Source organism: Streptomyces rubradiris (assembly GCF_016860525.1).
GTDB lineage: Bacteria > Actinomycetota > Actinomycetes > Streptomycetales > Streptomycetaceae > Streptomyces > Streptomyces rubradiris.
In genome coordinates this window covers 4,446,892-4,469,702 of sequence record NZ_BNEA01000015.1, presented here as the reverse complement: position 1 = coordinate 4,469,702, position 22,811 = coordinate 4,446,892, and the positions used below count along the sequence as shown (strand labels likewise).

Sequence of the window (22,811 nt, the reverse complement as noted above, 5' to 3'; positions counted from 1 at the left end):
AGACGATGCCCGTACCCGTACCGCGGCAGAGAGCGATCCCGGCCGTGGAGAGTGGACAGGCGCAGGCCCCGCAGGCCGTCGGCGGCCCCCTCAAGGAAGAGGCGCACCGCGACGCCACGCCCGCGCACGGCACCGGCGCCACTCTCACCCTGCTGCTGATCGAGGACGATCCGGCCGGTTCGCCGATCGTGCCCGACCTGCTGGACTCGGCCGGCAAGCCGATCCGCGTGCGCACCGCCCGCAACCTCACCGAGGCCGAGCGGCTGCTCACCGACGACGTCCACTGCATCCTGCTGGACCTGGCGCTCCCGGCGCCGGGCGGCGACGACACCGACGACGAGCTGGCCGTGCTCCGGCACGTGCTGCGGCTCGCGCCCCGGCACGCCGTGCTCGCGCTGACCGCCTCCGGCGACGCCGAGCGCGGCGCCGAGGCCGTGCGCGTGGGCGCCCAGGACTATCTGTTCCGGGACGAGCTGGACGGCCGGCTGCTCAGCCGCGCCATCCGCTACGCCGTGGAGCGCAAGCGTTCCGAGACGGCCGAGCGGCGGCTCGCCGAGGGCCGGCTGCGCGCGCAGGAGAACCGCCGACTGGAGCGCGGTCTGCTGCCCACCCCGCTGCTGGACGGCTCCTCGCTGCGGTTCGCCGCCCGCTACCGGCCGGGCCGCTCCCGGGCACTGCTCGGCGGCGACTTCTACGACGCCGTGCGCACCCCCGACGGCACCGTGCACGCCATGATCGGCGACGTCTGCGGACACGGCCCGGACGAGGCCGCGCTGGGCGTGGAGCTGCGCATCGCCTGGCGGGCGCTGACCCTGGCCGGGCTGTGCGGGGACGAACTGCTGAACACCCTCCAGCAGGTGCTGGAGCACGAGCGCGCCGACGAGGAGATCTTCGCGACGCTGTGCACGGTGGACATCGCCCCCGACGGCCGCCGCGCGGGCCTGTGCCTGGCGGGCCATCCGGCCCCGCTCATAGCCAGCCCCGGCCGGGCCCCGCGACTGCTGCCCTACGACAACAACGGGCCCGCCCTTGGCCTGCTGCCCGGCGCCCGCTGGCCCCGGATGCAGGTGGAGCTGGGCGCCGAGTGGAGCCTGATGCTCTACACCGACGGGCTCATCGAGGGCAAGGTCGGCGTGGGCGGGGAGCGACTGGGTCAGGACGGCATGGTGGAGATGATCCGCCGGCAGCTGGCCGAGGGGCTGCGCGGGGAGGAACTGCTGCGGGCCGCGGTGCACGAGGTCCGGGAGCTGAACGGGGGCGAGCTGACGGACGACGTGGCCGTGGTGCTGCTGGACCGGGCGGCGTAGGGCCTCCACCGGAGGCCCGGCACGCCGTCGCCGGGTGGGGATGCGGAAGCGGGCGCGCAGGGCCGACGCGCCGTCGCCGGGCGCGGGTGGACCGGGCGGCGCAGGGCTCCCACCGCAGGGCCGACGCGCCTCCCCGGGACGCCGCTACCGGCCGCCGTTCCACGGCCCGTACGGACCGTCGCTGCTGCTCCCCCGGCCGCGGCGGCCGAAGCCGCGGCCGCCGCCGACCTGCTGCAGGGCGGGGCGGACGTCGACGAGGTAGACGATGCTGGCGACCGCGCCGGCGATCGGCAGGATGGACAGGATCGAGAACAGATAGCTGACCACGAGCGCGATGCCCAGAATGATCAGCCAGAAGACCTTGTTCTGCTTGTCCGCGGCGCGGAAGGCGTCCTCCCGCCGGAACGCGGCGTCGAACAGCCCGACCGCGGCCAGGGCCATGAGGATGATCTTCAAGATGCCCATGAATCCCGCGAAGCCCAGCATCAGCATGTCGCCCACCATCCGTTGATTCGCGAACCCCTGCTACGCCGCCACCGTACCCATAGAACGGGCCGGACACCCCAAAGGTGCCCGGCCCGTGACCGTACGGCCGGTCACTCTCCCTTGGCCGACGGCGCGGTCTTCTTCGCGGTGGTGGTCTTGCGGGCGGCCGGCGCCTTCTTCGCCGCGGGCTTCTGCTCCGCGGCGGGCTCGGCCGTCGCCCCGGCCGGCTCCGGCTCGTCGTCGCGGACCTCGACCGGCTCGGGCTTGCCCTCGACGGCGATCGCCAGGTCCTCGATCTCCTCGGCGGCCTCGCCGCGCCAGGTCTTCACTGCCTGTTCGCCGTGCTCGGCGACCTTCTCGTAGGTCTCGCGGGCCTTGACGGCGTACTCGGCGGCGACCCCGACCCCGCGCAGGGCGAGGTCCTGGGCGGTCTCGCCCAGCTTCTTCACGTCGAGGGCGCCGATGAACTCGCCGACCTTGGCCTGAAGGGTCGCCTGCGCCTCCTTGGCACGGGAGGCGGCCTTCTCCTGCACGGCCTTGGGGTCGGTGTTGCGTACGGCGTCGATGCGGGCCGGGGCCTCGGCGCGCAGCTGCTCGACCAGGGCCGGCACCTTCTTGGCCTGCTGGAGCGCCAGATCGGCGGTGCCGGCGGCGAAGTAGAGCGGGGTCGGGTCGCTGAGGGTCTTGCGCAGGTCGTCGGTGATGGCCATGGTGGGGATCCTCCCGGATCGGATTCGCGTTCGGCTGGGTTGACGAGGTCCGCGGCGGGCGTCCGAGCCCTGGTCCGGCGTTATCCGGCCGTCCGCCGCCGGCCTGCGTCTGTGTCGCTTCCGGCGGCATCGCCTCCGCCGGCCGTACTGCTGCCGCCGCCGGTTCCCTGGTCCGCGGTGCCGTCCCCGTCCCGCGCCGGCCCGGCCGCCTCGCCGGTCCCGAATCCGTTCTCCTTGCGGAAGGACTCGTAGATCTGGAGCAGCACCTGCTTCTGCCGCTCGTTGAGCGAGGGGTCGGCGAGGATGACGGCGCGTGTCTCGACCTCGTCGCGGTCCCGCTCGGCGTCGAGGATGCCGGCGCGGACGTACAGCGTCTCGGCGGAGATGCGCAGGGCCTTGGCGACCTGCTGGAGCACCTCCGCGCTGGGCTTGCGCAGTCCGCGCTCGATCTGGCTCAGGTACGGGTTGGACACCCCGGCGGCGTCGGCGAGCTGCCGCAACGACAGCTGGGCGTTGCGCCGCTGCTCGCGCAGGTACTCACCGAGATTGCCGACGTTCAGCGATGCCATGCCTCCACCTTGCCCACCTTCGCTAACTTTTGCAAGCACCCGCTTGCAAAAGTGTGTCGCGAGGGGCGGGGAGTGAACAGATCCCGGACGGCCGGCGCGGCGGGCTGGCTCACCGAGGCCGGTAGGAGGTGGCCAGCACGGAGACGGTGGTCCGGGCGGGCAGAGCACCGGGATCGGTCAGGTCCGCGTGGGTCAGGTGGCGCGCGCTCGGTGTCATGCCCACCAGGTCGATGGCCTCCTGCCTGGTCAGTGAGGTGGTGTAAGCCACGTGCCGGGTGCCGGCGGGCTGGAAATACGGGTCCAGCGCCTGTCGCAGGCGCTGTTCCTTGTCCGGGTCGATCGTGACCATCCCGGGTATCCGGTCCCGCAGTTCGGCCAGGTGCCGCTCGCCAGGGCGCACCACGATCAACCGGCCGGACGGACGGAGCACCCGGTGGAACTCGGCCGGGTTGCGCGGGGCGAACACGTCCAGCACGACGTCGACCCCGTGGTCGGCCAAGGGGAAGGGGCGGAAGACGTCCCAGCTCGCCGCAGCGGCTCGCGGATGGGCTCGGGCGGCCGAGCGCAGGGCGCGTACCGACGTGTCCAGGCCCAGGCCGCGGGTGCCGGGCAGTTGATCGAGTACGCCGGCCAGGTAGTAGCCGGTGCCGCATCCGACGTCCACGACCTTGCCTCGGCCAGGCAGGGCGTCGGCTGTCATACGAGTCAGGGTCTGGCGGACAGGGGCGTACCTGCCGGTGGACAGGAACCGGTTCCGAGCCTGAACCATGTCCGCGTCGTCACCGCTGGTGGCGCGTATGCCCGTCAGGAGGCTGACGTAGCCCTGACGCGCGATGTCGAAGGTGTGGCCCGCCGGGCAGCGCAGTGAGCCGTGGCCGGGTCGGAGACGGGCGCGGCACACCGGGCAGCGCAGCACGTCGAGGAACGGTTCGAGGGCAGGGGGAAGCAACACGGGCACGAGGCACTCCTGGCAACGGTGGAGGGGAAGGACCGTGCCTGTACGCGCGCTCAGGAGCCGCTGTCCCAAGAAGAAGAAGCCCGGCATCGCTCCGCCACAGTGCGGGCGGCGCTCGGAAGACGGATCACGCAACAGGCACACCAAGGAGGGCGACGCCCTACGGCATCGCCCTCAACGCCTCGTGATCACAGAGCCTGGGTGTGCTGGGTCCACATGCCTCCACCTTACGAACTCACCGAGAACTCGGTTGCCCCGCCTCAGGAGTTACGAGCCAAGGCCCGGCGACGAGGGATTCGGGGCGAGCTGGTTCACCCGGGCCGGGCGAGGACATCACGTCACAGGCGCGGCCCCGGTGTGCCAGGGAACGCATAATCGGTTGCCCGTCGGTAGGGGCCGTGACTGGAATGGCTCGCATGATCAACCGAGTGGGCCCGCTGGGGCGGGACGAGACGGGCGGGGGCGTCGCCGAATGAGTACGTTGCTCGGGGTGGACCGGGCCGACGGGGTGGTCCGGGTCGGGGCCCTCGCTCCGTTGACGCCGCCCGGCTGGGTCGAGGCGGGGCGGCAGCTGCTCGCCGGGCTCGAACTGGGCGTGCGCGATGTCAACGACGCCGGCGGAATCGGCGGACGGCCGCTGGAGCTGGTGGTGCGGGACACCGCGGCCGATCCACAGCGGGCCGCGGCGGCCGTGGACGAACTGGCCCGGCTGGACGTGGCCGCCGTGACCGGCGAGTACCACAGCGTCGTCGCCCGCGCCGCCGCCGCCCGTGCGGACGCCCTCGGCCTGCCCTTCCTGTGCTCGTCCGCGGTCCTCGACGCGCTCACCGGACAGCCGACGGAATGGGTCGCCCGGATCGCCCCCGCGCAGTCCCACGGCTGGCGCGTCTACGCCGACTTCCTGCTCGGCGCGGGCCACAGCCGCATCGCCGTGGCGACCCAGCCGAGCGTCTACTGGGCGTCCGGGACCGGCATCCTGCGCGAGCATCTCGCGCCGCGCGGCGGCAGCGTCGTCGAGCTCGACATGAGCGTGCTCGGACCCACCGACCTGTGCGACGCGCTCGCCGCCCACGGCGCGACGGCCCTGCTCCTGCTGGTCGGCCACCCGGAGCCGGCCGCGTCCGTCGTCAGGTCCGTGCGCCGCGACCCGCGTCTCACCGGCGTCCTGATCGGCGCACCGGCCGGGCAGCCGGAGTTCGCCGAGTGGGCGACGCTGCTGGGCGGTGACGGCGCGGGGATCCCGTTCCTGCGCTACCTGCCCGAACACCTCACCCCGCTCGGCACACGCGTCGAGGCGGCCCTGCGCGCGCGGCTGTCCGGACCTCCCTCCTTCGTCGCCTTCGAGGGCTACGACACGATCGCCGTCCTCGCCGACGTCCTGCGCGCCCACGGCACGGACCGGGCGCGCATCGCCGCGTCCTGGCCGCGCGTCGTGACCGAGGGCTCCCGCGGCCGGATCCGTTTCTCCCGCGCACCGGGCATCAGCGTCCGGCAGTGGGCCTGGCCGCCGGTCCAGATCGTCGACCGGGACCCGACGGTCCCGGACCGCTTCCGGGTCCTGCACACCGGTTGAGGGGGGCGCCGGGGAGGCGGCTATGACAGCGCCGTCCGGCGCACGCCCGGCCTCACGTGAAGTCGTACACCGTGAACTCGGCGACCGGGTCGTACCCGATGCGCTGGTAGAGCGCGGTGCTGGTGGGGTTGGCCGGGTCCGCGAACAGGACCACCGTGCGTGCGCCCGCGGCCAGCACGGCCCGGCCCACCGCCGTCGTCACCGCGCCCGCGTAACCGCGGCCGCGCAGGGGGGCCGGGGTGTAGACGGGGTCCACCCGGACGTGGCCGGCGACCATCGGGGTCGCGCCGGCCATGGAGACGGGCGTGCCGTCCGGCGTCTCCCAGAACGTGAAGCGCTTGGCGGCGAAGCGGGTGCCGGGCCAGCCGGCGTCGTCCGCGGGGAAGTCCTCCCCGACGTCCGCCGTGAACGCGCGGCACCAGCGCACGAGGTGCTCGTGGTCCCGCTCACCGGCCACCCGCGCCCGGCCCTCCGCGTGCGGGTCCGGCGGGGCCGGGGTGCCGAGCCGGTACAGGCGGACGCGCTGCGTGCGCAGGGCCGGCGTGGCGCCCGCGCGCCGCCGCCACGCCTCGGCGAAGGCGGCGGCGGTGTGCTGCTCGGCGCTGACCCCGGGGAGCACGTGGCCGAGGCCGGCCAACCGGGCGGCGAGGGCGTCGGCCCACTCCGGGGTGAGGACGGTGGGGCTCAGCAGACCCCGCGTCCTGCGGTGGAAGGCGGCACGGACCTCACCCGACTCCTCCAGGTAGCCGAAGAGCGGGGCCTCGGCTGCGTACGCCCCCGGGCCGTCGGCGCGCAGGGTCTCGGTGACCGTCAGCGCCATGGTGTGCAGATCCGGGCGCGAGCGCAGGAAGTCCCCGGCCCGGGCGAGGAAGGCGTCGATGTCTTCGGTGAGGTGCCAGTCATCCGGTCGCATGCCGGAAACTTCCGCCGCGAGCCCCTCCCGAAACCCGCCGCGCCGCTCCCGCCGCGCCGCTCCCGCCGCGCCGCTCCCGCCGCGCCGGGCCGGACCGGCGTCGCCGGCACTCCGGAGCCGCCGGAGGACACCGCCTTCGCCTGCGGCGGCGTCGCGGCCCGACGACCGGAGGGAGCGGTCGTGGGAACCGCTCCGCGATGAGGTCAGGAATGGAGAAGCGGACGGGCGGGGTGCGCCGCTAGCGTGGCGGGGGTTCACGGACGGAGAGGCGATGAGCATGACCACGAGGACGGACGACGCGCCGGTGTCGGCGCCGCACGCCGCCGACAGCCACGAGCTGATCCGGGTCCACGGCGCACGGGAGAACAACCTCAGGAACGTCACCGTGGAGATACCCAAGCGCCGGCTGACGGTGTTCACGGGTGTATCCGGCTCGGGCAAGAGCTCCCTGGTGTTCGACACCATCGCCGCGGAGTCGCAGCGGCTGATCAACGAGACGTACAGCGCGTTCGTCCAGGGGTTCATGCCCGCCCTGGCGCGGCCCGACGTGGACGTGCTCGACGGGCTGACCACGGCGATCATCGTGGACCAGCAGCGGATGGGCGCCGACCCGCGCTCCACGGTCGGCACCGCCACCGACGCCAACGCGATGCTGCGCATCCTGTTCAGCCGGCTCGGCACCCCGCACATCGGCTCGCCGAAGGCGTTCTCCTTCAACGTCGCCTCCATCAGCGGGGCCGGCGCGGTCACCCTGGAGCGCGGCGGGAAGCAGGTGAAGGAGCGCCGCGAGTTCAGCGTCACCGGCGGCATGTGCCCGCGCTGCGAGGGCCGCGGCACGGTCACCGACATCGACCTGACTCGGCTCTACGACGCGGACAAGTCCCTCAACGAGGGCGCGCTCACCATCCCCGGCTACAAGCCCGGCGGCTGGAACCACCGCCTCTACACCGAGTCCGGCCTCTACGACCCGGACAAGCCGGTCCGCACCTTCACCCAGGCCGAGCTGGACGACTTCCTGTACCGCGAGCCGACCCGCATGAAGATCGCGGGCATCAACATGACGTACGAGGGGCTCGTCCCGCGCATCCAGAAGTCCATGCTCGCCAAGGACCGGGAGGCGATGCAGCCGCACATCCGGGAGTTCGTGGACCGCGCGGTCACCTTCACCACCTGCCCGGACTGCGCCGGCACCCGGCTCGGCGAGGCCGCCCGCTCCTCGAAGATCAAGGGGATCAGCATCGCCGACGCCTGCGCGATGCAGATCAGCGACCTGGCCGAGTGGGTGCGGGAGCTGGACGAGCCGTCCGTGGCACCGCTGCTCGCCTCGCTGCGCGACACCCTCGACTCGTTCGTGGAGATCGGCCTCGGCTACCTCTCCCTGGACCGGCCGGCGGGCACCCTCTCGGGCGGCGAGGCGCAGCGTACGAAGATGATCCGCCACCTCGGCTCGTCGCTGACCGACGTCACGTACGTCTTCGACGAGCCGACCGCCGGTCTGCACCCGCACGACATCCGGCGGATGAACGACCTGCTGCTGCGGCTGCGGGACAAGGGCAACACGGTGCTCGTGGTGGAGCACAAGCCGGAGGTCATCGCGATCGCCGACCACGTGGTGGACCTCGGCCCGGGCGCCGGTACGGCCGGCGGCACCGTCTGCTTCGAAGGCACCGTCGCCGGGCTGCGCGCGGCCCGTACGCTCACCGGCCGCCACCTGGACGACCGGGCCGCGCTGAAGGACACGGTGCGGGGGCCGTCCGGGGCGCTGGAGATCCGCGGCGCCACCACCCACAACCTGAAGGGCGTCGACGTCGACATCCCGCTCGGGGTGCTGACCGTGGTGACCGGGGTGGCCGGGTCCGGCAAGAGTTCGCTGGTGCACGGGTCGGTGCCGGCCGGCGCGGGCGTCGTCTTCGTCGACCAGACCCCGATCCGCGGCTCGCGGCGCAGCAACCCGGCGACGTACACGGGGCTGCTGGAGCCGGTCCGCAAGGCGTTCGCCAAGGCCAACGGGGTGAAGCCGGCGCTGTTCAGCGCGAACTCGGAGGGCGCCTGCCCGGCCTGCAACGGCGCCGGGGTCGTCTACACCGACCTGGCGATCATGGCGGGGGTGGCCACGACCTGCGAGGAGTGCGAGGGCCGGCGGTTCGACGCCTCGGTGCTGGAGTACCGGCTCGGCGGCCGGGACATCAGCGAGGTGCTGGCGATGACGGTCGAGCAGGCCGAGGAGTTCTTCGGCGGCGGGGAGGGCCGTACCCCGGCCGCGCACCGCGTGCTGCGGAACCTGGCCGACGTGGGCCTCGGCTACCTCACCCTCGGCCAGCCGCTCACCACGCTGTCCGGCGGCGAGCGGCAGCGGCTGAAGCTGGCCACGCACATGACCGAGAAGGGCGGGATCTACGTCCTGGACGAGCCGACCACCGGACTGCACCTGGCCGATGTGGAGCAGTTGCTCGGCCTGCTGGACCGGCTGGTCGACGCGGGCAAGTCGGTGATCGTCATCGAGCACCACCAGGCGGTCATGGCGCACGCGGACTGGATCATCGACCTGGGTCCGGGCGCCGGCCACGACGGCGGCCGGATCGTCTTCGAGGGCACCCCGGCGGAGCTGGTCGCGGCCCGCTCCACGATCACCGGCGAGCACCTGGCTGAGTACGTCGGCCGCTGAGCCCCGCCCCGGGTCTCAGAACGGCAGCGGGCGGGCGTGCACCACGTCCAGGCGGGACACCGCCCGGGTCAGCACCACGTACAGCCGGTGCGCGCCCCGCTCCTCCGCCTCCGCCACGGCGGCCGGTTCCACGACGACGACGTGGTCGTACTCCAGGCCCTTGACCAGGCTCGCGGGGACGACGGCCAGCCGGGCGCCGAGCGCCTCGGGTCCGGCCGCGTCCAGGCCGGCCCCGGTCAGGGCCGCCCGTACCCGGTCGGTGTCCGCGTCCGCCGTGATCACACCGACCGAGCCCTCCCGGGCCAGGGCGGCGCGGACGGCGGTCACGGTGGCGGCGAGCACGTCCTCGGCCGGCCGCATGGTCAGCTCGCCGTCGGCGCGCAGCGAGGTGGCCGGGGGGACGGCGACATCGAGGCGGGCGAGCAGCCGGTTGGCCAGGTCCAGCACGGCGGCCGGCACCCGGAACCCGGTGGTCAGCGGCACCACGGCCGCGTCGGGCCGGCCCAGGTGGCGCAGCTGGACGGACCAGTCGCGGGCGGCCCACGGGGTGGTGCCCTGGGCGAGGTCGCCGAGGACGGTGAGCGAGCCGAAGGCGGCCCGGCGGGCGATGGCCCGGCACTCCATCGGGGAGAGGTCCTGCGCCTCGTCGACGACGATGTGACCGTAGCCCTCGGGGTGTTCGATCAGCCCGGCCAGCTCGTCCAGCAGGACCAGGTCGGCGGCGGACCAGCGGGCGGACTTGTGCGAGCGGGGCGGGCGCGGCCACAGCAGCGCCGCCTGCTCCCCGGGGTCCAGCAGGCCGTCGGCGGCGCGGGCCAGCGCCCCGGCGTCGGTGAGGAGTCCGGCGAGGACCTCCTCGGGGCGGGCCTGCGGCCACACCGCGTCGAGCCGCGCGGTCAGCGGCCGGCACCGTTCGATGCGGCGGACCCAGGCGGCGGGCAGTACCCCGGCGCGCCGTTCGGCCTGCTCGCGCAGCCGTCGTACGACCCGGGTGCGCACCCGTTCCCGCCCGATGGCGTACGGGGGTTCCTCGGCACGGACCTCGGCCACGATGCCGGCCAGTTCACCGGCGGACACCCGCCAGCGGTAGGAGCCGTCGGGGACGGCGAGGTCGTCGGCGCCGTCGGCGTCGACCCGCGCGTACAGGGCCCGGCGCAGCACCTCGGCCATGCGCGGGTCGTGCTTGACGGTGGCCGTGGGCAGCGGGTCGGTGCCGGTGGCCGGGTGCCGGGCGATCTCGTCCAGCAGGGTGCTCTGGCGGTAGCCCTTGTCGGCGGTGCCGCGCCGGGCGGTCTCGCCGAGCGAGGGCAGCACCTCGGCGATGTACCGCAGGAAGGTCGGGTTGGGGCCGAGGATCAGCAGGCCGGAGCGCTGGAGCCGCTTGGGGTGGGTGTAGAGCAGGTACGCGGCCCGGTGCAGGCCGACGGCGGTCTTCCCGGTGCCGGGCGCGCCCTGCACGCACACCGAGTCGGTGAGGGCGGCGCGGACCAGGTCGTCCTGCTCGGGCTGGATGGTGGCGGCGATGTCCCGCATGGGTCCGACGCGGGGCCGCTCGATCTCGCGGGCGACGATGTCGCTGGTCCGCGCCTCGCCCCGGCCCAGGTGCTCGTCCTCCAGCGCGGTGAGGTCGGTGGACTCGCCCCTGCTGCCCGGGGCCCAGCCGAACCGGCGGCGCACCTCGACGCCCTGCGGGTCGGTGGCGTCGGCCTGGTAGAAGGCGCGGGAGACGGGGGCCCGCCAGTCGACGACGAGCGGCGGGGCGGCCGGGTCCTCGGTGATGCGCAGCCGGCCCACGTGGTAGCTCTGCCCGCCGTGCCCGGGGTGGCCGTCGGCGAAGTCGAGCCGGCCGAAGAACAGCGGGCCGGGCGGCAGTTCGCGCAGGGCCTTGGCCTGGCTGCGCAGCCGGTAGCCGAGGACTTCGGCGTCGGCTCCGGAGGCGGAGACGTCCTCGCCGGTGACGACCTGTTCGGCGGCGCCGTCGACCATCGCGGCGAGGGCGGCACGGCAGGTGTCGTGGTAGGCGCGCTCGGTGTGCAGGGCTTCCGTGAGGGCGGGGTCGGTCGGCGTCATGCCGCCAGCGTACGACAAAACGTTACCGGGTTAAATTCTTTACCGAGTCTCAGCGGGTGGACCGCAGCTCCGACAGGGCCTCGGCCAGCCGCCCGAACGCCCGCTCGGCCGCCCGTACGGCGTCCGGCGCGACCCGCTCGACCGGCTCGCCCGCCGCGATCCGCCGCCAGTTCTCCAGGGCGAGCACCCGCTGGACGGCGATGATCTGCCCGGCGGCCAGCCGCGCGTCCAGATCACCGCCGAGCGCCTCGGCGAGCGCCGCCTCCGAGCGCTCCTGATGGGCGTAGGCGCGCGCCGCCAGGGAGGGGGTGCCGTAGAGCAGCCGGTGGAAGGCGAGCACCTCGGGGTGGTCGTTCAGTCCGGTCACCGGGTCCCGCCCAGCCAGCCCCGCGAGGAAGTGCCGGCGCAGCGCGCCCACCGGGTCCGCCGCCCCGGCGACCACCCGGGCGGCCTCCGTCTCGTGGTCCGCGATCCGGTGCAGGACCAGGTCCTCCTTGGCCGGGAAGTACCGGAAGAGGGTCGGCTTGGAGATCCCCGCCTCGGCGGCCACCTCCGCCACCGACACCGCGTCGAAGCCCCGCTCCAGGAACAGCCGTACGGCGATGTCCGACACGTCCTGGTACATCCGCTGCTTCTTGCGCTCGCGCAGACCCATCTCACCCATGGTGGGGAGCCTACGCAGACCGGACCGGGCCGCGCTCAGATCAACAGGTCGTCCACCTGGGCCTCGCCCTCCCGGTACCGGCGGGCGATCTCCCCGCTGCAGTCGTCGGCGGTGCGCTGGAGCCGCTGGCGGCAGCGGGAGACCTCCTGCTCGTAGCGGACCAGACGGCCCATGGCCGCGGTCAGTTCCGGGTCGGTGCGCGCCGTCAGGTCCGACAGCTCGACCTCGGCGAGCATCTCCGCGGCCAGCCGCCCGTACTCCTCGTTGTGCGGGGTGCCGAGCGTGACATGGCGGGCCGAGGACCGCTGCGGGGCCGGGGCGTCCTTCAGGATCTCCGCGAGCCGGTCGACCACGGAGCCGTCGGCCGGCGCCGGCACGGACACCCGGCCGCGCCGCCCCAGCTCGGCGCGCAGGATGTCGATACGGCCCTGGAGCAGCCGCCGCACATAGCTGAGGTCCGCCTCGTCCCGCTGGGCGTCCCGGCGCAGGGCGCGCAGCTCGGGCAGGCTCAGCCGGGCCAGGTCGGGCGCGCCGGACCCGGACTCCGGGGGGCCGTCGGACCGCTGGGCGGGCGGCCGGTACGTCCCCTTGGTCCCCGGCCGCCCACTCGTGCTCGGTGTGCTCATCTGCGTGACCGTCCCCTCGACCGGCGTGTGGGAAGCATCGTGCCACCCCAACCGACCGCTATGTGACCGAGAGCCCCCGAACGGCCCCAGATGGGGGGTAACAGATCCATATTGGTCCCCGTGCGGGCGGCGGCCGGACACCGGGCATCATGGTCGGCATGCGTGCGGTGGTGCAGAGGGTGGACGGCGCGAGCGTCGTCGTGGACGGCGAGACGGTCGGCGCGATCGAGGGCGAGGGGCTGTGCGTCCTGGTGGGAGTGACCCACGAGGACACCAAGGAGAAGGCGGCCCAGCTCGCGCGCAAGCTGTGGACGATCCGGATGCTCCAGGACGAGCGGTCGTGCAGCGACACCGGGGCGCCGCTGCTGGTGATCAGCCAGTTCACCCTCTACGGCGACGCCCGCAAGGGCCGCCGCCCCACCTGGAACGCGGCGGCCCCCGGCGACATCGCCGAACCCCTGGTCGACGAGGTCGTGGCCCAGCTGCGCGCCCTCGGCGCGACGGTGGCGACGGGCCGCTTCGGCGCCCAGATGAGGGTGAACCTGACGAACGACGGGCCGTTCACGGTGTTGCTGGAGATGTGAAGCGCCCCGAAGGGGCGCGGGGCTGTGTCTGACATGCGGCTCCGTCGCGTGGGCGCGAGCAACCACAACGGCGCCGCACCCGGCTACGGCTCGACCACGACCTCCTGGGCAGCCGCCGTCTCTCCGGCCAGGAGCCTGGCGTCGACCGGTACGTTCCGCTTCACCAGCGCCAGCGCCACCGGCCCCAGCTCGTGATGGCGTACGGATGTCGTCACGAACCCGACCTTGCGGCCCTCGGCCCCCTCGTCGGCGACCCGGATCTCGGTACCCGGCACCGGCAGGTGCACCTCGCTGCCGTCCAGGTGCAGGAAGACGAGCCGGCGCGGCGGCTTGCCCAGGTTCTGCACGCGGGCGACCGTCTCCTGCCCCCGGTAGCAGCCCTTCTGGAGGTGCACGGCCGTACCGATCCAGCCCAGCTCGTGCGGGATGGTCCGGTGGTCGGTCTCGAAGCCGAGCCGGGGCCGGTGCTGCTCGACCCGCAGCGCCTCGTAGGCGAGCAGCCCCGCGGCGGGACCGTGCGACGCGGCGAAGGACTCCAGCTCGGCGCGCGGCAGGAACAGATCACGGCCGTACGCCGTCTCGCGTACGACGACCCCGTCCGGCACCTCGGCGATGGAGCCGGCGGGCAGGTGGACCACGGCGATGTCGGCGGTGCGGTCGGCGACCTCCACCCGGTAGAAGAACTTCATCGACTCCAGGTACGCGATCAACGCGTCCTGGGTGCCGGGCTCGACGTGGGCCCAGACGGTCGTGCCGTCGTCCACCAGGTACAACGCGTGCTCGATGTGCCCGTGCGCGGAGAGGATAAGGGCCTCGGTGGCCTCGCCCGCGGGCAGTTCGCTGACGTGCTGGGTGAGCAGCAGATGCAGCCAGCTCAGCCGGTCGTCACCGCTGACGGTGACGACACCGCGATGCGACAGGTCGACGAAACCGGTGCCGTCGGCGAGGGCGCGCTGCTCGCGGAACAGGTCGCCGTAGTGGGCGGCGACACCTTCGTCCACACCCTCGGCGGGGACTGCGCCGGGCAGGGACAGCAGGGGGCTCTTCATAACGCAAGCCTACGACGTGGGACTTGAACCCTTCAGGGAGCAGTCCCGGCACCGGCCGAAGATCGCGAAGTGCTTCATGTCGGTGTCGAACCCGAACTGCCGCCGCAGCTTGGCCGTGAACTCGGCGGCCACCTCCACGTCCGCCTCGATGACGTCCTCGCAGTCCCGGCACACCAGGTGCAGGTGGTGGTGCCGGTCGGCGAGGTGGTACGTGGGCGCGCCGTGCCCCAGATGGGCGTGGCTGACCAGGCCCAGCTCCTCCAGCAGCTCCAGCGTCCGGTAGACGGTGGAAATGTTGACCCCCGACGCCGTCTTCCTCACTTCCACGAGGATGTCGTCGGGGGTCGCATGCTCAAGGGTGTCGACGGCTTCGAGGACAAGCTGCCGCTGCGGCGTCAGCCGATAGCCGCGCTGCCTGAGATCACTCTTCCAGTCGGTGCTCACCACACCGACGAGTCTAGGACTACTTGAAGAATGCGATGCCGTCGTCGGGCATGTCGTCCGGGAGGGCCTTGGCCCAGCGTTCGACGTCCTCGGGGGTGACGACCTTCTTCAGCTGGGCCGACATGTAGGCCCGCAGCGGAACCTCGGGGGTCTGCTTCTCGCCCACCCACATCAGGTCGCTCTTCACGTAGCCGTACAGCCGCTTGCCGCCGCTGTACGGGGCGGAGCCGGGGGTGCGGGCGACGGCGTCCGTCACCAGGTCGATCTGCGGCTTCTTGTCGGCCATCTCGCCGTACCAGATCTCGATGACACCGTCGTCGCGGGTCATCGTGACCTCGACCTTGCGGTCCGCGTCGATCCGCCAGAAACCGGACTCGGACTCCAGCGGGCGGACCTTGTTGCCGTCCTTGTCCAGCACCCAGGTGTGGGAGTGGTACTCCAGGAAGTCCCGGCCGTCGTGGGTGAAGCTGACCTCCTGACCGAAGTTGCACTTCTCCGAGCCGGGGAAGTCGTGCACGCCCGCGCCGGCCCAGTTGCCGAGCAGGAAGGCGAGCGGGACAAGGTCCTTGTGCAGGTCGGACGGGATCTCGATCATGAGCGGAGGCTTTCCTAGAGGGGGGTCAGCGCTGGCCCTGGTACAGCTTCTTCACGGTCAGACCGGCGAAGGCGAGAACGCCGACGCAGACCAGGACCAGCAGAATTTCGAAGAAGATCTCCACGGGTGCTCCTTGAGCGAGGGTGGGCATACGACAGAGCCGGAGCCCAGCTTACGCGGCCGGGCCCCGGCCCTCCTGACGAGGTCCGCTCAGCTGAGCAGCTCGGTCTGCAAGGTCACCGTCTGCCGGAACGGAACGGCGTTCACCCCGCCCTTGCGGGTCTGGGTGATCACCGCGATGGTGTCCCCGGCCACGAAGTACGCCTGCCGCACCTGCTCGGCACCGTACGGCTCGGCCTCCGTGTACGGGAAGAGCGTCACGCCCTTCATACGGGCTCCCGGCGGGAACGTCTCGTCCAGCGCGTAGTACTCGGCACCGCGCACCGGGAAGATGGGGGCCCCGGCGTTGGCGAGGTGGCCGGACAGCAGGGTCTCGGAGACGGTGGCGGTGCCGAACCGCAGCAGCCGGATCCTGGTGCGGGTGCCGTCCGGGGTGGTCCAGCCGCGGCCCGCGATGCGCCGCAGACCGTGGTCGGTGAGCTTCTGGGCCAGCTCCCGGCGGTTCTCCCCGGTCGCGTAGTCGGCGAGGAAGTCCTTCACCGGCAGCCACCCGTCCGTGCCGCCCGGTCCCGGTTCCACCGTCGCCCCGCGGGGCGCGGGCAGCACCAGCGCACGCAGGTCGGCGTAGTGCGTCCCGGTGCGGTTGCTGGCTTCGAGCGGTCCGGGGCTGCCGGGCGGCAGTGGCGGCCGGACCAGCTCCGGGTAGTCCCACCGGCCGTCGGAGGCGGTGGCCAGGCCCGGCAGGTCCGTCCGCTCCATCCGGCTGACCCCATACGCCGACCCGGCCCCGACCAGGCAGAACACGGCCGCGACGGCGGTCCACCGCAGCGCCGCCCGCAGCGCCCGGCGGTCCTTCCGCACGGCGGCGGCCGGCGGCGCAACGGCGGGCAGCGGCGACCGGCCGGGCACCGGCTCGGGCTCCATCACCTGGGACGCGACCGACTCGGACGCCACCACCTCGGGTGCGACCGCTTCCTGTGGGGCCGACTGCTCCGGGGCCGGTCGCTGTGTCTGCTCGGTCATACGGCCTTCCCCGGGTCCTCGATGCGGTCGAACTGGGCGGCGACCATGTCCGCCGCCGGCCCCTCCTGCCGGTCCAGCGGCCCGGCCGCGGTCACCACGGCGAGGACCAGGACGTCTCCGACGGACCCCAGGCACACCATCGCGCCGAGCCGCTCGTCCGGGTCGGCCGGGTCGTCCGGGTCGTCCGGGTCGTCCGGGTCGTCCGGGTCGTCCGGCGGCAGGAAACACGCGGCGTCGTCCTCGTGTCCCTTCACGGCCGGGCCCTCGCGCAGGGACGCCGCGGACCCCAGGAGCCGCCGCTGGAGGGCGGCCTCGGAGTGCGCGGCCCCCTGGTCCGCCATCCGCGTCAGCGTGACCCCCGCCGTGAACTCCTCGCCGGACCCGGAGGAGCCCCCGGCAGTACTCACGTAGCTGCGCATCGCGACGCCCTTGACCGGTTCCCGGTCGATCCGGCGCTCCATCAGCAGCCGCTGGGACCGGGGCAGCCCGGTCAGCGACCGCTTGCGCTGGGCGGTCGCCTGGGCGCCGGTCAGTTCGGCCTCGGTCCCGAATTCGTTCACGTCCGGGCCGGGCCCGTACCGCCCCTCTTCGTACGGCAGCAGCAGAGTGCTCATCCCGGTGTCCTTGGCCGGCACGCCCACCGATGCCTTGGGCAGCCGCCAGGTGGCGGCACCCGGGTCGCGGTCGGCGCCGTGGACGACGACCGCGGTGGCGCTCACCCCCGCGACGACGGCGAGCGCCACCGCGGCACCGCCCAGCACGAGGCCGACGCGCCGCCGGGGGCGTCCGGGAGCGGACCCGGCCGGCCCGGGAACGGGGTTCTCGGGGGTTTCCGTCGTCACAGCCGCTCCATCTGCCGCTTCGCCAGGTCCACGATCGCCTTCTTCGGGATCGGCCTGGTGTCGTACATCCAGATCTGCAGGGAGACGTCCCCGCGCCAGGCGTGCGCCTCCGCCTCGTACACGCTCGCTCCGTCGCGGCTGCGGGGTTCGCGGACGGTGTACGCCTTGCCGTCGCCCGTGCCGGGGATCGCCCAGGTGTCGATGTCGTCCCAGTAGTGCTGGTAGCCGGCGTCCTCCGCCTCCTGCTGGGCGCCGAGCACCTCCTCCTGCCGGAACTGCAGCAGCCGGATCTCGACCGTGCGGGTGCCGCCCTCCGTCCAGCCGACGACGGCGGCGCGGCGGAACTCCTCGGAGAGCAGCCAGCTGTAGGCGTCCGCCGGGTCGTCGTACGTATCCGCCAGTTCGAGCAGGCTCATCCAGCCGTTCTCGGGCAGGAACTCAGCCGCGCGCGCCCCGTCCGGCTTCTTCAGCAGCAGCCGGCGCAGGTCACCGTCGGTCCTGGCCTCGCGGTCCCGCGCGGCGGGCAGCGCGGAAGCCTCTCCTGCCGCCCGGTCGAGCCGCGGCTGGGACAGCGGGGGCAGCTTCGTGGGCTCCCGGCCGGCCTGGACGAGGTAACCGGCGCAGAGGCCGGAGATCAGGCCGAGCGCGGCGGCACCGGCCAGGAGCGCCGGCATCCGGCCCCGGCGCCGTACCGGATCCGGCGTCCGGTCGGGCGGACCGGCCGGGCCGCCGGTGTCCGGCGCCGGCCCGGTACCGGGTCTCGCGTACACGTCCAAAGGACTCCCCCCAAGGGATGAAGAAGCGCGGCTTCCGTGGCCGCGCCGTCACAGGATGACTCATGGCATGCACATGGAGTTGCGGGCAAGCGGATTACGATTCGGGCATGGCGAAAAAGCTCGTTATCAAGGTGACGGCCGGCGCGGACGCCCCCGAGCGGTGTTCTCAGGCGTTCACGGTCGCCGCCGTGGCCGTGGCCAGCGGGGTCGACGTGTCGCTGTGGCTGACCGGGGAGTCGTCGTGGTTCGCGCTGCCGGGGCGGGCGGCCGAGTTCGAGCTGCCGCACGCCGCGCCGCTGCCCGACCTGCTGGAGTCGGTTCTCGCGGCCGGGCGGATCACGCTGTGCACGCAGTGCGCCGCGCGCCGGGAGATCACCGAGAAGGACGTCATCGAGGGCGTACGGATCGCGGGCGCGCAGGTGTTCGTGCAGGAGGCCCTGGGCGACGACACGCAGGCGCTCGTCTACTGAGGCCACTGAGGCCACTGAGGCCGGGCGCCCGTCAGGGGCGCGGGCGTTTCCTGCCGTCCAGTTCGTCCCACCACTCGTCCGACTCCGGGTCGCCCGAGGGGGCGTCCCACCAACGGTCCTCCGGGCCCCGCCGGTTGGCGACCATCGCGGCGACCGGCGGGATGACCATGGCCACGACGCACAGGCCGACGGCCGCCGGCACCGACCAGATGCGTACGACTCCCCAGGCCAGGACGAAGAGGCCGATACACGTCCCCATCATGGCGAAGTAGATGTGCCGTCGCCGGGCGTACATAGCTCCAGGGTAGGACCGGCCGGCCCTGTCACAACTGATCCACAATTCCCCGGCGGCCGGGACCGTCGGGGTTACCGTGGCGTATCCGTACCGGACGCCCGTCACCACCGCCGCCACCACCGACCCGGGGGAACCCCATGCGAGGCCTGCGCATACTGCTGATCGTCGTCGTGATCCTGGGCGCGCTGTTCGTGATCGCGGACCGGGTCGCCGTGCACTTCGCCGAGGGCGAGGCCGCGGACAAGCTGAAGGCCAACGAGCAGCTGGCCACGACCCCGGACGTGGACATCAAGGGCTTTCCCTTCCTGACCCAGCTCGCGGGAGGCTCCCTGGACGACGTCGAGGTCGGGATCGACGAGTACGACGCGGCCACCGGCGACGCCGGCCGGACGATACGGATCCAGGACCTGAAGGCCCACATGAAGGGTGTGGAGTTCTCCAGTGACTTCGGCTCCGCCACCGCGGCCACCGCGACCGGCACCGGGACGGTCTCGTACGCCGAGCTGCTGAAGACCGCCAAGCCGGAGCCGACCGAGGTCGCCCCGGGGGCCAGCGCCCGGGTCACCGGACTTTCGGACGGCGGCAACGGGAAGATCAAGGTGGCGGTGGAGCTGACCGCGCCCGCTCTCGGGATCAAGCAGACGGTGTCCGTGCTCAGTTCGGTGAGCGTGGTGGACGGCAAGGTCGAGGTGCACGCGGACTCGCTGCCCAGCCTGGGCGGCGCCGCGATCGCCGAGAACCGCATCCGCGCCATCACCGACTTCCAGCAGGCCATCGACCGACTGCCCGGCGGGATCAAGCTGGACAAGGTGCAGGCGGCGCCGGAAGGCGTCGAGATCAGCGTGAAGGGTTCGGGCGTCCGGCTGGCGGGGTAGGCACCCCGGCACCCCGCCCGCCCGGCATCCGGGAGCGGACAGGGATCGTCCGACTGGCGAGACGAGTGCGTCCGCAGCGTAGCCACGGCTGAGCCCGCGTGCTTCCGGCCGCCCCCGGAGGGGCTGCCGGACACCCATCCTGTATCAGTATCCGGACGATCGCGTCTCGTCATATGACACACCGGTGACACGCCCGCCCGGTCGTCCCTACGATCGGGCCCATGCGGTACTCGACGAGCGTCCTCCGGCCGCGGGGACAGGCGGATCTCACCAAGCGGCGGGCAGTGGACCTGTGCCGCGTGGCCGCCATGCTCTGTCGCCCCTTCTGAGCGGAAGCCCCGGCTCCCGCGTCCCTCATCCGCCCTGCCTCAGGGCATCCGTGTGCCGCTCGGGCACCGAGCGCACGCCTTTCCACCCGCACGCCCCGCCGCGACTGCCCCGGAGGAGAAGAGCATGAGCCGCAGCGACGTCCTGGTCGACGCCGACTGGCTCCAGGAGCACCTGGACGACCCGACCATCGCCATCGTGGAAGTGGACGAGGACACGTCCGCCTACGAGAAGAACCACATCAAGAACGCGATCCGCATCGACTGGACCAAGGACCTCCAGGACCCGGTCCGCCGTGACTTCATCGACCAGGAGGGCTTCGAAAAGCTCCTGTCGGAGAAGGGCATCGCCAACGACCACACGGTGATCCTCTACGGCGGCAACAACAACTGGTTCGCGTCGTACGCCTACTGGTACTTCAAGCTCTACGGCCACGAGAGCGTCAAGCTCCTCGACGGCGGCCGCAAGAAGTGGGAGCTGGACGCCCGCGAGCTGGTGGCCGGCGACGAGGTGCCGCAGCGCCCGCGGACCGAGTACAAGGCCAAGCCGCAGGACACCTCGATCCGTGCCTTCCGCGACGACGTCGTGTCGGCCATCGGCGCCCAGAACCTGGTCGACGTCCGCTCGCCCGACGAGTTCTCCGGCAAGCTGCTCGCCCCGGCCCACCTGCCGCAGGAGCAGTCGCAGCGGCCGGGCCACGTGCCGACCGCGAAGAACATCCCGTGGTCGAAGAACGCCAACGACGACGGCACCTTCAAGTCGGACGAGGAGCTGAAGGCCCTCTACGCCGAGGAGAACGTCGACCTCGCCAAGGACACGATCGCCTACTGCCGCATCGGTGAGCGCTCGGCCCTGACCTGGTTCGTGCTGCACGAGCTGCTGGGCGTGGAGAACGTCAAGAACTACGACGGCTCCTGGACCGAGTACGGCTCCCTCGTCGGCGTGCCGATCGAGCTCGGCGCCAACAAGTAAGCCCGCCCCCTTACAACCCCTCAGGAGTACGACATGTGCGGAGCGAAGGCCGGCGGCCCGGACGCCTCGGCGATCAAGCCCGGTGAGACCACGATCCAGGGCCAGGTGACCCGCGACGGCGAGCCGGTGACCGGTTACGTCCGACTGCTGGACTCGACCGGCGAGTTCACCGCGGAGGTGCCCACCTCCGCGACCGGCCAGTTCCGCTTCTACGCGGCCGAGGGCACGTGGACCGTGCGCGCCCTGGTGCCGGGTGCGACCGCGGACCGTACGGTCGTCGCCCAGAAGGGCGGGCTCGCGGAGGTCGCCATCGCGGTCTGAGGACTCACTGTGACGGCTGAAGGGCCGCGTTCCCGGGGTTGGACACCGACGGGGACGCGGCCCTTCGGCATGTGCCGCGAAAAAGCGCGAAATTGATTATGCGATGACAGGGTCATTTTCCGGCCATCACCGGAACGGGCGGTTCCGCTACCATTTCCCGGACGTCCCCCCTAATCTCCCCGTATGGCAGATTCCGGTTACACGCAGATCCTGATCTACGCGCTCAACTACGCCGATCGCATGCTGGAAGAGGTGCCGTATCTGCGTTACTCCGCCGAGCGGAGCCTGGGTTTTCTGTGGAGCCTTCGCGACCCGGACGAAAGGGCGGTCGTCGTCACCTCCGAACCCGTCGATCCCTACACCCTCGAATATCATTTCCGGGACGTTTTCGGTTTTGACGACCGAATGATCGAAAGCGTGCGCGACCGGCTGACCCTGCTCACCCCCGGCGTCCGCCGGGCGCGCCCGCTGGACGACCTGGTCCTCGGTGACGACGGCCTCGTGGCCACGCTGCGGGACGCCGTCGGCAAGACCGCGCGGGCCGGGATCGTGCACTTCATGGCGTCCGAGGCGCTGGACGAGCTGGCCCGCCGGATCGGGGCCGACCTGGACGAGGGGCACGCCTCGCTGGCCGCGCGCTGGGGCAGCAAGGCGGGCAGCAAGGAGATCCTGCTGCGGGCCGGAGTGCCGGTGCCCGGCGGCGGGGCCGAGGCGCTGCGCGGCGAGGCGGAGGTGGCCGCCGCGATCCGCCGGCTGGCCGGCGGCCCGGACCGGCCCCGGCACGTGCTGGTGAAGGTCAGCGCGAGCACCTGGGCGGCCTCGGTCGGCAATGTGCTGATCGACTGCGAGAAGTACGCCCGCACCGGTGACCTGCTCGGCTCGGCCGAGGTCCTGCGGATGTCCGCCGAGGAGTTCCACCGGGAGCTGGCCGACGAGGGCGTGATCGTGGAGGAGTTCCTGGAGGGGGTCACCTCCTCCCCCAGCGGCCAGGGGTACGTCACCGCCGACGGCACGGTGAAGGTGCTCGCGTGCCACGACCAGGTGCTCTCCGGGGGGCAGTACTGGGGCTGCCGGTACCCGGCCGAGGAGCGGTGGCGGCCCGCCATCACGGACGCGGTGGCCCGCACCGGCGCGGTGCTCGCCTCGCTCGGCCACCGGGGCAGCTTCGGCGTGGACTTCGTGATCGCCGGGGACCGCGGACCGCTCGCCGTGGAGATCAACCTGCGCAAGGTCGGCCCCAGCCATGTGCTGCGCTACGCCGAGGCCCTGGTCGGCCGGGACGTCGGCGCCGACGGACGGCTGCGCCGCCCGGACGGGCAGGCCATGTGCTACGTCCACGGGCGCATCCTCGACCCCGAGGCGCTGGGCCGGCTCGACCCGCGGACCGCGGTGGCGCGGCTGCGCGCCGAGGACCTGCTCTACCGCCGGGACCGGGGCGAGGGCGTCGCGCTGCACGTCCTGGGCGCGCTGAAGACCTGCGGCTTCGTGGAACTGACCGCGCTGGCGCCGACGTTCGGGGCGGCCGAGCGCTACACCGAGGCCGCCCGGGCGGCGCTGCTGCGGCCCGCCGCCGGATGACG

At 72.8% G+C, this 22,811-nt stretch carries 25 protein-coding genes; 10 read left to right on the top strand and 15 right to left on the bottom strand.

Going from position 1 to position 22,811, the window contains the following annotated elements; all coding sequences use genetic code 11:
- Positions 1-5 precede the first annotated feature (5 nt).
- Entirely contained in the window at positions 6-1,307 is a 1,302-nt protein-coding gene (locus tag Srubr_RS33085; RefSeq protein WP_189992583.1) for a PP2C family protein-serine/threonine phosphatase, read from the top strand.
- Between the two features lie 144 nt (positions 1,308-1,451).
- Here Srubr_RS33085 and Srubr_RS33080 read toward each other — a convergent pair whose 3' ends face one another.
- From Srubr_RS33080 to Srubr_RS33065, 4 genes are all read right to left on the bottom strand, one after another.
- Positions 1,452-1,808 carry a DUF2516 family protein gene (locus Srubr_RS33080; protein ID WP_189992587.1) on the bottom strand — a complete coding sequence of 119 codons (357 nt, stop codon included), beginning with the start codon at positions 1,806-1,808 and terminating at the stop codon, positions 1,452-1,454.
- A 95-nt stretch (positions 1,809-1,903) separates the two neighbouring features.
- Complete coding sequence (locus Srubr_RS33075; protein WP_189992589.1) at positions 1,904-2,503, bottom strand: hypothetical protein; 600 nt, start codon at positions 2,501-2,503, stop codon at positions 1,904-1,906.
- Between the two features lie 80 nt (positions 2,504-2,583).
- A complete protein-coding gene (locus Srubr_RS33070) occupies positions 2,584-3,072 on the bottom strand; it encodes a helix-turn-helix domain-containing protein (RefSeq protein WP_189992592.1) in 489 nt (162 codons plus the stop codon).
- Between the two features lie 109 nt (positions 3,073-3,181).
- Positions 3,182-4,030 carry a putative RNA methyltransferase gene (locus tag Srubr_RS33065; protein WP_189992594.1) on the bottom strand — a complete coding sequence of 283 codons (849 nt, stop codon included), beginning with the start codon at positions 4,028-4,030 and terminating at the stop codon, positions 3,182-3,184.
- A gap of 469 nt (positions 4,031-4,499) precedes the next feature.
- Here Srubr_RS33065 and Srubr_RS33060 point away from each other — a divergent pair, with 469 nt between their 5' ends.
- Positions 4,500-5,600, top strand: coding sequence for an ABC transporter substrate-binding protein (locus Srubr_RS33060; RefSeq protein ID WP_189992596.1), 1,101 nt, complete (start codon positions 4,500-4,502; stop codon positions 5,598-5,600).
- A gap of 52 nt (positions 5,601-5,652) precedes the next feature.
- Here the strand turns inward: Srubr_RS33060 and Srubr_RS33055 are convergent, their stop codons facing one another.
- On the bottom strand, positions 5,653-6,513 hold the full coding sequence (locus Srubr_RS33055; protein WP_189992598.1) for a GNAT family N-acetyltransferase: 861 nt from the start codon (positions 6,511-6,513) through the stop codon (positions 5,653-5,655).
- Between the two features lie 271 nt (positions 6,514-6,784).
- On the opposite strand from Srubr_RS33055, the gene Srubr_RS33050 reads away from it, so the two are divergent.
- The gene (locus Srubr_RS33050; RefSeq protein WP_229926573.1) at positions 6,785-9,178 is read left to right on the top strand and encodes an ATP-binding cassette domain-containing protein; all 2,394 of its coding nucleotides are present in this window, start codon (positions 6,785-6,787) and stop codon (positions 9,176-9,178) included.
- A gap of 15 nt (positions 9,179-9,193) precedes the next feature.
- Here the strand turns inward: Srubr_RS33050 and Srubr_RS33045 are convergent, their stop codons facing one another.
- Genes Srubr_RS33045 through Srubr_RS33035 form a run of 3 tightly spaced genes read right to left on the bottom strand, consistent with a single transcriptional unit; the run spans position 9,194 to position 12,538 of the window.
- On the bottom strand, positions 9,194-11,248 hold the full coding sequence (locus tag Srubr_RS33045) for a HelD family protein (RefSeq protein WP_189992602.1): 2,055 nt from the start codon (positions 11,246-11,248) through the stop codon (positions 9,194-9,196).
- Positions 11,249-11,297: 49 nt separating this feature from the next.
- Positions 11,298-11,912 carry a TetR family transcriptional regulator gene (locus Srubr_RS33040; protein ID WP_189992604.1) on the bottom strand — a complete coding sequence of 205 codons (615 nt, stop codon included), beginning with the start codon at positions 11,910-11,912 and terminating at the stop codon, positions 11,298-11,300.
- 35 nt (positions 11,913-11,947) lie between these two features.
- Positions 11,948-12,538 carry an RsiG family protein gene (locus Srubr_RS33035; RefSeq protein ID WP_189992606.1) on the bottom strand — a complete coding sequence of 197 codons (591 nt, stop codon included), beginning with the start codon at positions 12,536-12,538 and terminating at the stop codon, positions 11,948-11,950.
- Between the two features lie 158 nt (positions 12,539-12,696).
- Here Srubr_RS33035 and dtd point away from each other — a divergent pair, with 158 nt between their 5' ends.
- The gene (gene dtd, locus Srubr_RS33030; protein ID WP_189751805.1) at positions 12,697-13,122 is read left to right on the top strand and encodes a D-aminoacyl-tRNA deacylase; all 426 of its coding nucleotides are present in this window, start codon (positions 12,697-12,699) and stop codon (positions 13,120-13,122) included.
- A gap of 83 nt (positions 13,123-13,205) precedes the next feature.
- On the opposite strand, the gene ygfZ is transcribed toward dtd, so the two are convergent.
- From ygfZ to Srubr_RS33000, 6 genes are all read right to left on the bottom strand, one after another.
- Positions 13,206-14,171: a CAF17-like 4Fe-4S cluster assembly/insertion protein YgfZ gene (gene ygfZ, locus Srubr_RS33025; protein ID WP_189992608.1), complete on the bottom strand. Its 966-nt coding sequence runs from the start codon at positions 14,169-14,171 to the stop codon at positions 13,206-13,208.
- Between the two features lie 9 nt (positions 14,172-14,180).
- Complete coding sequence (locus tag Srubr_RS33020) at positions 14,181-14,618, bottom strand: Fur family transcriptional regulator (RefSeq protein WP_189992610.1); 438 nt, start codon at positions 14,616-14,618, stop codon at positions 14,181-14,183.
- 16 nt (positions 14,619-14,634) lie between these two features.
- A complete protein-coding gene (locus Srubr_RS33015) occupies positions 14,635-15,210 on the bottom strand; it encodes a heme-binding beta-barrel domain-containing protein (RefSeq protein WP_189992612.1) in 576 nt (191 codons plus the stop codon).
- 210 nt (positions 15,211-15,420) lie between these two features.
- Positions 15,421-16,353, bottom strand: coding sequence for a hypothetical protein (locus tag Srubr_RS33010; RefSeq protein ID WP_229926574.1), 933 nt, complete (start codon positions 16,351-16,353; stop codon positions 15,421-15,423).
- On the bottom strand, positions 16,350-17,195 hold the full coding sequence (locus Srubr_RS33005) for a hypothetical protein (RefSeq protein ID WP_189992614.1): 846 nt from the start codon (positions 17,193-17,195) through the stop codon (positions 16,350-16,352). The genes Srubr_RS33010 and Srubr_RS33005 overlap by 4 nt, the downstream gene beginning before the upstream one ends.
- Positions 17,192-17,965, bottom strand: a complete 774-nt coding sequence (locus tag Srubr_RS33000; RefSeq protein ID WP_229926575.1) for a hypothetical protein — start codon at positions 17,963-17,965, stop codon at positions 17,192-17,194. Before Srubr_RS33000 ends, Srubr_RS33005 begins: the two co-directional genes overlap by 4 nt.
- A gap of 113 nt (positions 17,966-18,078) precedes the next feature.
- Here Srubr_RS33000 and Srubr_RS32995 point away from each other — a divergent pair, with 113 nt between their 5' ends.
- Positions 18,079-18,441 carry a DsrE family protein gene (locus Srubr_RS32995; RefSeq protein ID WP_189992616.1) on the top strand — a complete coding sequence of 121 codons (363 nt, stop codon included), beginning with the start codon at positions 18,079-18,081 and terminating at the stop codon, positions 18,439-18,441.
- 31 nt (positions 18,442-18,472) lie between these two features.
- Here the strand turns inward: Srubr_RS32995 and Srubr_RS32990 are convergent, their stop codons facing one another.
- Positions 18,473-18,736, bottom strand: coding sequence for a DUF3099 domain-containing protein (locus Srubr_RS32990; protein ID WP_189992618.1), 264 nt, complete (start codon positions 18,734-18,736; stop codon positions 18,473-18,475).
- A gap of 137 nt (positions 18,737-18,873) precedes the next feature.
- Here Srubr_RS32990 and Srubr_RS32985 point away from each other — a divergent pair, with 137 nt between their 5' ends.
- The 5 genes from Srubr_RS32985 to besA all read left to right on the top strand — a co-directional run bounded on the left by Srubr_RS32985 (position 18,874) and on the right by besA (position 22,809).
- Positions 18,874-19,611, top strand: coding sequence for an LmeA family phospholipid-binding protein (locus Srubr_RS32985; protein WP_189992621.1), 738 nt, complete (start codon positions 18,874-18,876; stop codon positions 19,609-19,611).
- Positions 19,612-19,832: 221 nt separating this feature from the next.
- The gene (locus Srubr_RS42140) at positions 19,833-19,940 is read left to right on the top strand and encodes an Ms5788A family Cys-rich leader peptide (protein WP_351326910.1); all 108 of its coding nucleotides are present in this window, start codon (positions 19,833-19,835) and stop codon (positions 19,938-19,940) included.
- A 124-nt stretch (positions 19,941-20,064) separates the two neighbouring features.
- Positions 20,065-20,910 (top strand): sulfurtransferase, encoded by an 846-nt coding sequence (locus Srubr_RS32980; protein WP_189992623.1) that lies wholly within the window; start codon positions 20,065-20,067, stop codon positions 20,908-20,910.
- Between the two features lie 33 nt (positions 20,911-20,943).
- Positions 20,944-21,231 carry a DUF1416 domain-containing protein gene (locus Srubr_RS32975; protein ID WP_030792004.1) on the top strand — a complete coding sequence of 96 codons (288 nt, stop codon included), beginning with the start codon at positions 20,944-20,946 and terminating at the stop codon, positions 21,229-21,231.
- A gap of 183 nt (positions 21,232-21,414) precedes the next feature.
- The gene (gene besA / locus Srubr_RS32970) at positions 21,415-22,809 is read left to right on the top strand and encodes an L-propargylglycine--L-glutamate ligase BesA (RefSeq protein WP_189992625.1); all 1,395 of its coding nucleotides are present in this window, start codon (positions 21,415-21,417) and stop codon (positions 22,807-22,809) included.
- Positions 22,810-22,811 lie beyond the last annotated feature (2 nt).